The 12,593-nt window shown below is 35.6% G+C and carries 9 protein-coding genes; 5 read left to right on the top strand and 4 right to left on the bottom strand.

Translation table 11 applies throughout. The features are described from left to right. Positions 1–168: 168 nt before the first annotated feature. Positions 169–1,272 carry a DNA polymerase III subunit gene (locus BXY58_RS05295; RefSeq protein WP_120212782.1) on the bottom strand — a complete coding sequence of 368 codons (1,104 nt, stop codon included), beginning with the start codon at positions 1,270–1,272 and terminating at the stop codon, positions 169–171. Positions 1,273–1,485: 213 nt separating this feature from the next. On the opposite strand from BXY58_RS05295, the gene bamG reads away from it, so the two are divergent. The 3 genes from bamG to BXY58_RS05280 all read left to right on the top strand — a co-directional run bounded on the left by bamG (position 1,486) and on the right by BXY58_RS05280 (position 4,456). After that, positions 1,486–2,778: a BamG family beta-barrel-assembly machinery protein gene (gene bamG / locus BXY58_RS05290; protein ID WP_120212781.1), complete on the top strand. Its 1,293-nt coding sequence runs from the start codon at positions 1,486–1,488 to the stop codon at positions 2,776–2,778. 91 nt (positions 2,779–2,869) lie between these two features. Beyond that, positions 2,870–3,400, top strand: coding sequence for an LPS export ABC transporter periplasmic protein LptC (gene lptC / locus BXY58_RS05285; RefSeq protein ID WP_229728405.1), 531 nt, complete (start codon positions 2,870–2,872; stop codon positions 3,398–3,400). Next, on the top strand, positions 3,401–4,456 hold the full coding sequence (locus BXY58_RS05280; RefSeq protein ID WP_120212779.1) for an anhydro-N-acetylmuramic acid kinase: 1,056 nt from the start codon (positions 3,401–3,403) through the stop codon (positions 4,454–4,456). It begins immediately after the preceding gene. On the opposite strand, the gene BXY58_RS05275 is transcribed toward BXY58_RS05280, so the two are convergent. Then, entirely contained in the window at positions 4,457–4,843 is a 387-nt protein-coding gene (locus BXY58_RS05275; protein WP_120212778.1) for an SRPBCC family protein, read from the bottom strand. A 36-nt stretch (positions 4,844–4,879) separates the two neighbouring features. Here BXY58_RS05275 and BXY58_RS05270 point away from each other — a divergent pair, with 36 nt between their 5' ends. After that, positions 4,880–5,491, top strand: coding sequence for an NUDIX hydrolase (locus BXY58_RS05270; protein WP_120212777.1), 612 nt, complete (start codon positions 4,880–4,882; stop codon positions 5,489–5,491). Between the two features lie 15 nt (positions 5,492–5,506). On the opposite strand, the gene BXY58_RS05265 is transcribed toward BXY58_RS05270, so the two are convergent. Together BXY58_RS05265 and gldJ are read right to left on the bottom strand one after the other, a co-directional pair. Beyond that, positions 5,507–6,778: a UDP-N-acetylmuramoyl-tripeptide--D-alanyl-D-alanine ligase gene (locus BXY58_RS05265; protein ID WP_120212776.1), complete on the bottom strand. Its 1,272-nt coding sequence runs from the start codon at positions 6,776–6,778 to the stop codon at positions 5,507–5,509. 90 nt (positions 6,779–6,868) lie between these two features. Then, positions 6,869–8,476: a gliding motility lipoprotein GldJ gene (gene gldJ, locus BXY58_RS05260; RefSeq protein ID WP_120212775.1), complete on the bottom strand. Its 1,608-nt coding sequence runs from the start codon at positions 8,474–8,476 to the stop codon at positions 6,869–6,871. Between the two features lie 158 nt (positions 8,477–8,634). Here gldJ and porU point away from each other — a divergent pair, with 158 nt between their 5' ends. Further along, positions 8,635–12,591, top strand: coding sequence for a type IX secretion system sortase PorU (gene porU / locus BXY58_RS05255; RefSeq protein WP_120212774.1), 3,957 nt, complete (start codon positions 8,635–8,637; stop codon positions 12,589–12,591). Positions 12,592–12,593: the final 2 nt, after the last annotated feature.

Raw genomic sequence — 12,593 nt, 5'->3', positions numbered from 1 at the left:
AATCAAAAACACATTCAATCAAACATTTGTTTGATTAATTTTTTATTAAAAGTTTATCGAATTTGTCTATAATATCAAACTGGTGAATAGAAGCTGATATCACTAATCTTTAAAAATCTAGGAACAATCATATTAACCAATCCTGATTGATAGATCTTGCAAGAAAGTTTAAGCGGATTTGTGGATATAACGGGTTAACTTAATTCCCATATCCGTCAAAACAATTTTAGAATTGGCGTTTCTGGAAATGTGGTAGGATGCATCTGTAATTTCCTCAACAATGGAAACGATGTTTGCTCCGTGAATGAACTTAGAAAAAGATTGCCAGTTAAAATTACCTTCACTCAGCTTCTTGTAAACTAGATTATCATTTCCGTAATTTTGAAGCATTGCCAGACGGAAAATCTCAATACAATAATTGAGGAATTTCATTTGCTTTTCACGATTCCATTCGGAGATTTGACGTGCCCATTTTACAATTTCGCGGAGAACTTCGGGTTTCTTTTTTGCCTGAAAAGCATTCCGAACCCATTGAATAAATAGGGTTTCAAATTCTGAAGCTCCTTCATTATTTTCTGACAGTGATTTTGCAAGATTCCAATCACCTTGAGCTTGATAAGCAATTTCTTTTGCAGAATTGTGGTTTTGAAGTTTTTCTAAAATATCTTTATCATTAATTCTCGGAACATTGACAATCTGACATCTTGATAAAATGGTTGGCAATATATCATTGGTACTTGGAGCACAAAGAATGATGAACGTATTTTTTGGAGGTTCTTCCAGAAACTTCAGGATTTTGTTGGCTGCAGCATCATTCATTTTATCAGCTCGCCAGATAATCAGAATTTTGCTCCCACCTTCAAAACTTTTCAGATTGAATCTTTGTCCGATATCTTCCGCTTCATCTGCAGAAATGAAAAACTGTTTATTTTCCGATTCCAAAAAGCTTGTCCAATCATCAAACGATGAGTAAGGATTTTCCAAAATCATTTCTCGGAAATTGTCGAAAAAACGTTTGCTCAGCGAAACATTCTTATCAGAAAAAACAGGAAAACTGAAATGTAAATCGAGATGATTGAGATTCTCGACCTTATGAACAGAAGCGGGATTTTCTTTCTCAAAAATCTCCTGAGCCATTGCTAAAGCCAATGGTAAAACACCAAAGCCTTCTTCTCCTACGAAAAGTTGCGCGTGCCCTACCCTGGAATCCTGGATACTATCTCGTAAAAGATTTTTGATGGATTGCTGGCCTATAATCTGTTCCCATTTCATACTCGCAAAGATAAATATTAGTTTTTAGTTGTTAGTATTTAGTTGTTAGTTTTATGAGGATGCAATTTTGCACCTATCAACAACAATCTATTAATATATATAAACAATCGACTAAACTCGCCGAATTGTCGAAACTACTTAACAAACTTTAACCCAAATATATTTTTGCAATTCATTATTAATTAAGATATTTGCGCATTGAAATTTTAAAGGATGAAGAGAATTTTTGTTTTATCATCATTGGTAGCAGGATATTTCCTAAACGCTCAAAGTATTGGGAATTCGCCGTACGGGGCTTATGGAATTGGAGATGTAAAATATGATAACACAGTCGATATTAACTCTATGGGTGGTATTACCACAGCTTATATTTGGGACTTTAATAATAATTTTAATTTCCGAAATCCAGCTGCAAACACCAACCTGGAGCTAACTACTTTGAAAGTTGAAGGTACTAACGAGAATAACTATTATAAGTCTGATTTTAACAATATCAATTCGACTAAACACTCGACGTATCTGTCTAATATTACGATAGCTTTTCCGATCTCGAAAAAAGTAAAATTCGGGTTGGGCTATCAGCCTTATAGTTCCAAATCCTATAATATTGTAACATCTGATGCTTTAGAATCATCTCAGCAACCGACGGACCAAGTGACGGCAGTTCATCACTTCCACGGTGAAGGAACACTGAATACAGTCCAGGCGGCGTTATCTTATCAGATCAATTCCCAGTTCGCGGTTGGTTTAAGGTCCAATTTCTATTTTGGGAAACTATATGACATAGAAGAAGTAGCTTTCACCGGAGCAGAATTGACAAGTGGATATGCTAACAGCTACAGAATCCAGTCATTTAATTTCACTTTAGGTACGACCTATCAGAAAAAGCTGGCAAATGATCATAAATTGACAGTTGGTGCAACATATACTTTCGGTAATACCGGGACTATGAAAAATACTTACACTAACAGTACTTATTATTATCTTCTTGGCGAGACAAAAGCTTACGAAACGATCATCGAAGAAAAAACGACGTATGATAAAAAGTTTCTTCCGCAAGAAGGATCTTTGGGCGTAGGTTATGGTAAAGATGCGAAATGGTTTATCGGAACTCAGGTAGACTATAAAAAAGGAGAAACTTTTAACTTCTTAGGACAGGCTTTGAACTATCAGGATTCTTACAGATACTCTGTGGGAGGTTGGTATTTGCCAAACTTCAATAATTTCCGTTCTTACTTTTCACGAGTTATTTACCGTTATGGCGCTTACTACGAAAAAGGTAACCTGCAGATCAACGGAACTAACATCAACAAGTACGCTGTCACAGCTGGTGTAACGCTTCCTTTCGAGAAAAGCAATATCAATCGTATGAACAGCATTGATCTTGGAATTGAACTCGGAAAAAGAGGAACACTTGATAACAATCTGATTCGTCAAAATTTTATAAATTTGAGAGTTGGAATCAATTTCGCAGACAAGTGGTTTGGAAAGAGACTCTACAACTAATGTTATAAGAGACCGATATTGATAATCTATGAAGGATTATTGCTACAAAATATTTAACCTTAAAACATCACAACAATTCATTTTGTTGCTGATGTTTTTTCTTATGCAGTCTTGTGAAGAAGATATGACAAAGGTTAACAAAGACAAGAAAACCAATTTTGCTTCTCAGGTCATCTATAATGGGAACATTATCCAAAGAGATTCGGGCATCGTAAAGGTTAATTTCAAAGCACCTTTGATCGAGAAGTATGAATTGATCGACTCGCCTTACATCGAAACAAAAAAAGGAATCTATCTGGAGTTTTTTGACAAAAAATCCAAAGATCCCGGAAAAATATGGGCTAAGTATGCCAAATATAACGAGAAAAAAGATTTTTATTTTGCTAAAGGCAGGGTGAAAATCATCACGACCGAAGGACAAACCTTTGTAACGGAGACCATCAATTGGGATAAAAAAAGCCAAAAAATGTACACCAAAGACACGGTATTTGTGTCTGATAAAGACGGGAACATTTTGGTTGGATCTCACGGCATGGTTGCTAAAGATGACTTTACGGAATATACCTTCTTCAATAATTCGGGAAGTTTCAATTCTACAAATCTCCCTGCAACCAGCAAGTAAATGGGACAGCAAACTTTTTTTGCAATCGGTCTGATGTCCGGAACAAGCCTTGACGGATTGGATATTTGCTACGCAAAATTTACCAGGAAAGAATCAACCTGGAATTTCGAAATTCTAAAATGTAACACACTTCCCTATTCTTCTGAGCTTGAAAATATCTTGAGAAATGCTATTTATCTTTCCAGTGAAGAACTTTTGAAACTGAATTCGGAGTACGGATTCTATCTTGGTGACCAAGTTTCTGAATTTATTTCAAAACATCATATTTCTGAACTCGACCTGATCGCTTCGCACGGACACACTGTTTTTCATCAGCCTCAGAAGCTTTTTACTTTACAGATCGGCGACGGAAGAGCCATCAAATCAAAAATCAATAAAACCGTTATCTACGATTTCCGAAGTCAGGATGTCATTTTGGGTGGAAACGCCGCACCTTTGGTACCGATTGGAGATGAACTATTATTTTCAGAATTTGATGCGTGTCTTAATCTCGGCGGATTTTCTAATATTTCATTGAATCGGGATGGAGAAAGAATCGCTTTCGATATTTGCCCTGTCAATATTCTTCTCAATGATTTCGCTCTCCAGTTAGGAAAGAAATATGATGAGAACGGCGATCTGGCAAAAGCAGGAATGGTTGATGAAAGGCTTTTAGACGAATTAAACCAATTAAGTTTTTATTCCGAAAAGCATCCGAAATCTCTTGGAGTGGAATGGATTAATAACAACATTCAACCATTAATCCAAAATCAAAAAGTCGAAGATTTGCTGGCGACTTTTACAGAACATTCAGCCTTTCAGATTGCTAAAATTTTGGATGAGTACGAAATCCAGAATGTGTTAATAACAGGTGGTGGAGCTTATAACAGTTATCTTATAGAAAAGATAAAAGCAAAGACCAAAACCGAAATCCACATTCCCGAAAAGGAAATTATTGAATATAAGGAAGCTTTGATTTTTGCTTTTATGGGTGTTTTGAGATCACTTGGTCTCAACAATATTTTGTCGTCCGCAACAGGAAGTTCAGGAGATCATTCTTCCGGATTGATTTGCTGATTACAATTGCTCGATCTTATCAGTCAAAGAATTGATAAAATTCTGAAGCGGTTTTTCTACCATCATTTTGATAAACGGATTGAATTTCCCTTCGAATAATAACTGAACTTCAGTCTGATTATCGCTCACAGGATTCATTGTTCCGGTTAAAGCAAAATCAAGACTGGAGCTTGCAGACTTCAGAACAACTTCTTTATCAGAAACATTATCTATTTTAAGTGCAATTTCCGGCATCCCTTTCAGCCCGAATTTGAAACCGTCTTCTCTCGCTTCAAAATTCTGGAGACTGTCCGGCATCAGATCTTTGTAATCCTGAGGATTTTTAAGCATCCCTGCCAATTCTGATGAAGATTTATTTACAATTATTTTTCGTCCTTCTAAATTCATTTTTATATTTTTGTATTAATATTAAAAGCCTTACAAATGTATAAAGTTTTTATCAATGAGAAAAAATTAATTTTGAGTTCTGAGCCTCAAAACAGTCCTAAAACACTGAATTACGATGGAACGCATAGCTTTGATTTCGCCATTGATCTGCTTGAAAATACTGCATCGCAAGGCTTGAATATTTATCATAATGACATTGATCAACTCTGGGCAGATTTTGGCAATTATTTTAAGAAGATTGACGCAGCCGGCGGAATTGTTATGAATCTGGAAAACAAAATCCTATTCATCCACAGGTTGGGAAAATGGGATTTGCCAAAAGGCAAAATTGAGCCCGGCGAATCCAGAGAAGTGGCTGCTGTAAGGGAAGTTGAAGAAGAATGCGGGATTTTTGATCTCCAGCTCAAAGATTTCATTAATTCCACCTACCATATTTATACAGACAGAGACGGCAAAAAAATCCTAAAGACAACCTATTGGTTCGAAATGTTTTATGCAGGAACCGAAACACCAATTCCTCAGATAGAAGAAGGTATCAATGAGGTTGGCTGGAAAAACGAAGAACAAATCGAATCTGAGATTTTACCTTCGACATTTCAAAATATCAAGTTGATTCTGAACGATTTCAAAAGTAAAAATCCTCAATAATTTGAGGATTTTGTGTTATATATAATCAATGATTTTTTCGAGCGCAATTCCGCGTGAAGCTTTCAGAAGAATATTATCTTTTTTAATGGGATTAGCTTTTAAAACCTCTATCAGTTCTGATGTATTTTCAAAAGCATTTCCGGTTTGATTGACTTTTTTAAAATTCGGCCCAACCGTTATGATCTCATCAAAGCCACAAGACTTAGCAAAATCCAGAATATTCTGATGCTCTTTCAGGCTTTCGTCGCCCAATTCCAACATATCACCAATGATAATCAGTTTACTTCCTTCGAAGGTTTTAAAATTCTCCAGAGAAACCTGCATACTGCTTGGATTGGCATTATACGTATCCAAAACCAAAGTTATATTATCTTTTTTCTGGATCTGAGAACGCATATTGGAAGGGAAATAATTTTCTATCGCATTCTTGATTTCAAAAATATCTAGACCGAAATGAAGCCCTAAAGCCACAGCTGCAGAGATGTTATCATAGTTATACTTCCCCGTAAGATTGGAAAATATATCTGTTCCATTATAATCAACACCAACAAAATGATCTTTGAAAACCGGTTCAAAATTATAATCAGAATCCGGAGTTCCGAAGGTTATTTTATCATGATAATCTTCAGTTTTTTCTACCTGGATCTTATCATTATGATTCACCAAGATCTTCTGCTGATTTTCCTTAAGATAATTATAAAGTTCGGATTTGCCTTTGATCACACCTTCAAATCCGCCAAAACCTTCGAGATGGGCTTTACCAAAATTAGTAATATAACCGATGTTGGGTTTTGCAATTTTGCAAAGGGATTCAATCTCTTTCTGATGATTGGCGCCCATTTCTATGACAGCAATCTCGTGTTCCTCTCTTATTGAAAGCAGTGTCAATGGAACACCAATGTGATTGTTAAGATTCCCAAAAGTATATTGAACTTTGAATTTTTCTGCCAGGACATTGCTAATCAACTCCTTAGTTGTAGTTTTCCCGTTACTTCCAGTTAATCCAATAAATGGAATTGTTAATTGATCTCTATGGAAGATTGCGAGATTTTGCAGGAATTCTAAAGTAGAAGAAACATAAAAAATATTGTTTTCCGGATCAGAATATTTTTCATCTTCGATAATGACAGCCAGAGCGCCATTTTCAATGGCTTCTTTTGCTTTTTCTGCAGCATTATAACTTTCTCCAGAGAAAGCAAAAAACAGACTCCCTTTTTCAATCTTTCTGCTATCTATAACCACATTTTTGCTCTGCAAAAAAACCGGATAAAACTCATTGATATTCATAGATCAAAAATATTAAAATGCTACAATATAAAAACAAAAAAACAGCAGAAAAATCTGCTGTTTTTTAATTTATAATATTTATATATGATATTATCTTTTTGTTCTTCCGGATTTGCTGTTCTTCGCATCTTGTGCAACACGGAAACCGATCCAACCATAACCTTTCATTTGGTTTTTGAATCTTCTTTGTCCCGGATCCAACCAATATGCTGAATCTAACCAAGAACCTCCTTTCACCACTCTACTGTAATCATTGATTTGAGAAGTTGCTTTGTTTTTATCTTTTTGCAAAACTACATTTCCGTTTTTATCTACGATAAATGTTGGTTTCACAGAGTTGTACATATTAAAATCTGCACTATCGCTAGGAGGCGTTCCACCGGCATCCAAAGATGACTGGTAGTCACCGTCTCTATAGTTTCTGTTATCTTCTACAACTTTTCTTTCAAACTCCCCAGGCAAGCCTTTGTAAACCAGACGTCCGTCAGCAAGCGTATCATATTTGATCTCTGTATTTCCTACTTTTTTATAAGAACCATCTTGGTTCTTAACAGCCTGAACCACAACATTACCTCTATAGTAATTGAAATCACTGAATTCTTCATCAATCATTGGTCTGTAGATGTCAGCTACCCACTCTGCAACGTTACCATACATCCCGTAGATCCCTAGATCATTAGAAGGATATTGTTTAACGTCAGCAGTTGTAGGAGATCCGTCGTTTTTCCAACCTGCAACCCCAGAGTAATCTCCACGGCCCATTTTGAAGTTTTCCAGATACATTCCTCTGTTTCTACCTTTTGTACCTTTGATTTTATCGATCTGAGTATTTTTACCAAGATAGTTGTTATACTCTCTTTCTTTTTGAAGTCCTAAAGCTGCGAATTCCCATTCAACCTCTGTTGGAAGTCTGAATTTTTCCACAACTCCCGAAGCTGCATTTCTGTTAGCTGCTGCTATTCTTTCGTTAGAAGTTTTGATGCCACTTCTCTGTTGAAGCTTTTTCTTATCAACATAAGCATCCATCTCCGCATCATTGGATTTGAACTTATCCATATTGAAAGTTGCTCCAGCAGTAGCTGCCTTGTCTGCTGTGTAAACATCCTTAGAAATAACACCTTGTCTCATCAAAGCCTTTTCATTCGCTCTGTCTGTCAACCAGTCACAGTATTTTGTAGCCTGTAACCAAGAAACACCTACAACCGGATAATAATCATACTCAGGTGATCTAAAGTAGGTCTCGGCATAGTCGTTACGAGATAATTTGTTATTCCAAACCAATGTGTCTGGCAAAGCACCAGTATAGATATGTTTGAAGCTTGGATCTGAAGAAGGGAAAACAAACTTAAGCCAAGTCGTATATTCTCTATATTCAGAGTTTGTAATTTCTGTATCTCCAATGAAGAAAGAACTTACCTGCATTCTTCTTGGCGTGTTATTCCAATCATGCATCACATTGTCTTCCACCAATCCCATAGTAAAAGTACCACCTTCTACATAGACCATTCCTGGCCAAGCTTTTGGCTTTTGCTGCTTACCAGAGAAGAACCACCCGTCTTTTTCATTGGGCTTCCATCCGGTTTTGCTCACAAAGCCTTTTGTGCCACCACCTTTCTTCGAGTTTCCTCCGCCGCCACAGCTTACCAATAGTAATGTGGTGCTTAAAGTGATTATCGAAAACAACCTAATTTTTTTCATAATTTATATAGAAATTTTCAAAGTACAAAGAAAAAGTAAATTCTTTAATTAATCAAATATTGTTTACCTTTTTTTGATAAAACGAGATTAAATTAATTTTATTATATACCATTTTTTTAAAAAAATCGTTTATTTTGTAATCTTAATAAATAACATTGATGAAATTCAAATTTTATATTATCTCATTCTGTCTTTTTTCGATCTTAAACTTTGCTCAAAAAACCGTTTTGAACTGGGAAGGTACAAAGGAAATGGATTATGGTTTAGAAAAAGTAACATATCCTTATTTTACAAATTATAATTATCTGGTTGATGCTAATTCAATCTATGCTAATATAAATATAAAGACAGATAATCAAGTCCAATTAGATCAGTTTCAGTGGCAAGAATTATCCGGAAAGGATATCCACGATCTTAAAATCAATTCTATCTCATCCAATCCTTCTGTCAACATCAGTTATTATTATAACGAAACTGACAAGGCTCAAAGTGCTAATCTAAGAGTTGAAGCTGTAAAAGTTGAAAATAATAAAATCTACAAGCTAATTTCTTTCAATATCAGCCAAACTAATATTAAAAACTCTGTTTTAAAAGGTAATAATAGGCTTGGTACATCTGATAACCCTCTCAAATCAGGGACTTTTTATAAAATAAAAGTTGATAAATCCGGAATATTTAAAATCACCAAACAGTTTCTGCAACAAAACGGTATCAATCCAGCGGGTATCAACCCGAAGAATTTCCGAATCTATGGAAACGGGGGATTAATGCTTCCAGAGGTGAATTATGACAGCCGTTATGATGCATTGCAAGAAAACGCAATACAGGTGGTTGGTGAAGAAGACGGTATCTGGAATGATAATGATTATGCGTTATTCTATGCACAAGGGCCTAACGGTTATAACCTTTTCGACAAAAGCAATGGCAGAGGAAAAAAAAGAACAGAATATAGAAGAATTGACACTCCAAACAATTTAGTCAATATCTATGACGACTATGCTTATTATTTTATAAATTTTGATAACGGTCCAGGAAAAAGAGTTCAAATTATAGACAACAACCTTCCCTCGGAACTGATTACACGTTATGATGATTATCAGGTCATCAATGAAGAAAAATTTAATCTTGTTAAACTTGGAAGAACATGGACGGGAGATATCATTTCAGGAAGTAAGGAAATAACATTTAATACAAGATCGGCTATACAACCTGACGACGCTATACGTTTCAGAACGCAGGTTATCGCCTTCAATGCTCAATCAGGAAAAGTTACCATTGATGTTAATGGATCAAAACGTGATCAAGGTCTGGCTAGCAATTCAGAAAGCTATGTTCCGCTAAGGCACGAAGGTGTGCTATTTACTCAAACAGGAAATAATATAAAATTCAATTATACAACGGATATAAGCGGTAATCCGAATGCTACTTTTTATTTTGATTATGCGGAAGTACAGTACAAGGAAGATTTAAGTTTTAATAATACTCAGATGAATTTCCGTGATTTTGATATTATTACAGGATCTGGAGAATTATATGGTTTTTCTGTAAAAAATGCAGCTGAGATTGAGCAAATTTGGGATGTGTCCGATATTACCAATGCAAAAAGAGTGACAAATAAAAACACTCAAAACTCAACTTTCAACTTCGGATATATAGCTAACAGTGAAAATTTTAACAATGAATTTACAGCATTCAAAAATTCAGCAGCTTTTGAACCAAGTTTCGTGGGAAGAATCGAAAATCAAGATCTCGCTTCTCTTACCGGTGTTCAATATCTTATGATTGCACAACAATCCTATCTGTCCCAAGCACAAAGACTGGCAGATTATCACATGTCAAAAAATCATTATAACGTAAAAGTCATTGATGTTAATAAAATCTATAATGAATTCAGCAGCGGTAGCAAAGATATTACTGCAATCAGAGATTTTATAACAAAGTTGAATAACCCGGCTGGTAGTTTAAAATATGTTTTTTTACTAGGAGACACGTCATATGATTTCAAAAATAGAGTTGCAAACAATACAGATATTATCCCAAGTTATCAAAGCGAATATAGTGCTGATGTGAAGGCATCCTATGTGACAGATGATTATTTTGTAATGACTACGAAACCACAAGCCTCTACTGATTTAACTCAAATCCTACCCAATATTCCCATAGGAAGGTTACCCGCAGATAATGTTCAGGAAGCTAAAATAATGATTGATAAAACGTTAGCATACTACAATGCGCTTCCCGGACAATCAAATCCTTTTGGTGAATGGAGAATGAAGTTAGATTTTGTTGCCGATGATGATTTTGAAGGAAGTGGTCCAAATGGCGTTGAACCTCCATTTCATTATCTTGTAGATTATACCATTAATCAAAATTTCACAAGTAGCAATAAACCGGAGTATAACATACGAAAACTATATCTTGACGCTTTCCCTGCTGTTACAAGTGCTGGAGGTCAAAGATATCCTCAAATCAACCAAGCAATTACCAATGATGTAGGTAATTCCTTATACCTATTTTATTTTGGTCACGGAGGAATCAATGGCTGGGCCCAGGAAAGAGTCTTAACATCTACAGAAGTACAGGGTTTTAATAATTTCACAGCTGTTTATAGTAGATTTCCGCTCGTATCCACTATAACTTGCGAGTTCACTCTTTGGGATGAGCCAGGAACAAACTCCACAGGTGAACAAATGATAAAACATACAACTGGAGGAGCGGCAACCATGATAACTTCAAGCCGCGCTATCTCCGTAGATTATGGAAGAAAATTTACACCATTATTTACTGATAAATTATTTGCATTAACTGGTGACAGTTTTTCGAGTTTAGGTGACGCATACCTTGCTGCAAAACAACAATACAATCCTACCTATAATCCATCAAGTCCTCTTGCGGCTGTTCCGGACCATTTAAGAGTTAATTTTTTAGGCGATCCTGCCATGAAAATGAGTAGACCGAAAAGACTACTAACAATTGACAATATAGAAACGCCCGTTCCAGACCAGATAAGAGCACTAGATTTTGTTAAGGTAACAGGTAAAGTGCTGAAGGCGGACGGCTCAACTACCGACAATACATTTAATGGTCGTGTAGTGATTAATATTTTTGATAAGAAAATTGAAAAAACAACTTTAAATAATGACAATGTTTCACAATTGACTAATAAGATGAAATATTTTGAGGAGCCAAGCGCCATCGTAAAAGCTTCTGGTAAGGTTGAAAATGGAATTTACACGGTTGAATTTTATGTACCGAAAGATATCAATTATACAGTAGGCGAAGGAAGAATGCTTGCTTACGCAGAGAACTTCGTAAATGCTAAAGAAAATGCTTATGATGTTTTCACAAACAAAGTACAGAAAGTCGGAGATATTAATCCAGCGGGAATAAATGATGCAGAGCCTCCTGTAGCCAATCTTTATATGAACAATACTAATTTTGCCAATGGCGGTATCACTGACCAAAATCCAATGTTATTAGCTTGTATTAAAGATAATATAGGTATTAACTCCACGGGAGCAGGAATCGGTCATGATATAACAGTTGTTTTGGATGGAGATATCATTAATACAACTGCTTTAAATGATTACTTCTCTTCCGGCGAAAATAACGGATGTACATTCACAGGACTACAAGACTATCAAATAGGTTCTGTCACATTCCCTTTCAGAAATTTAGCACCCGGAGAACATCAATTGGTTTTTAAAGTTTGGGATATCAACAATAATTCAACAAGCTCTACGTTAAACTTTGTAGTAAAAGATGAATCGGAAAAGAAACTGGCTGTAAACAGACTTCTTAATTGGCCAAATCCATTTACTAATAAAACCTATGTTCAGTTTGAGCATAATTGTGATGATATCTTGGATGTCAATGTTCAGATCTATACAATTACAGGAAAGATCGTCAGAACATTATCGACAAGCATCTCGGCAGAGCCATTTTTAGAAGGCTTCAGAACACCGAGACAGGCCATAGAATGGGACGGCAAAGACGATTTTGGAGATACCGTTGCAAAAGGTACTTATATTTTTAAGATATTTGCACGCAGCCAAAATCAGGAAAAATGCTCCGGAAGTGCAACAGCTGTAGAGAAAATGGTGTTATTAAAATAAAA

The sequence above is a fragment of the Epilithonimonas arachidiradicis genome (assembly GCF_003610695.1).
Lineage (GTDB): Bacteria > Bacteroidota > Bacteroidia > Flavobacteriales > Weeksellaceae > Epilithonimonas > Epilithonimonas arachidiradicis.
Note: the sequence above shows the minus strand (reverse complement) of the source record. Positions and strands in the feature narration are given on the sequence as shown.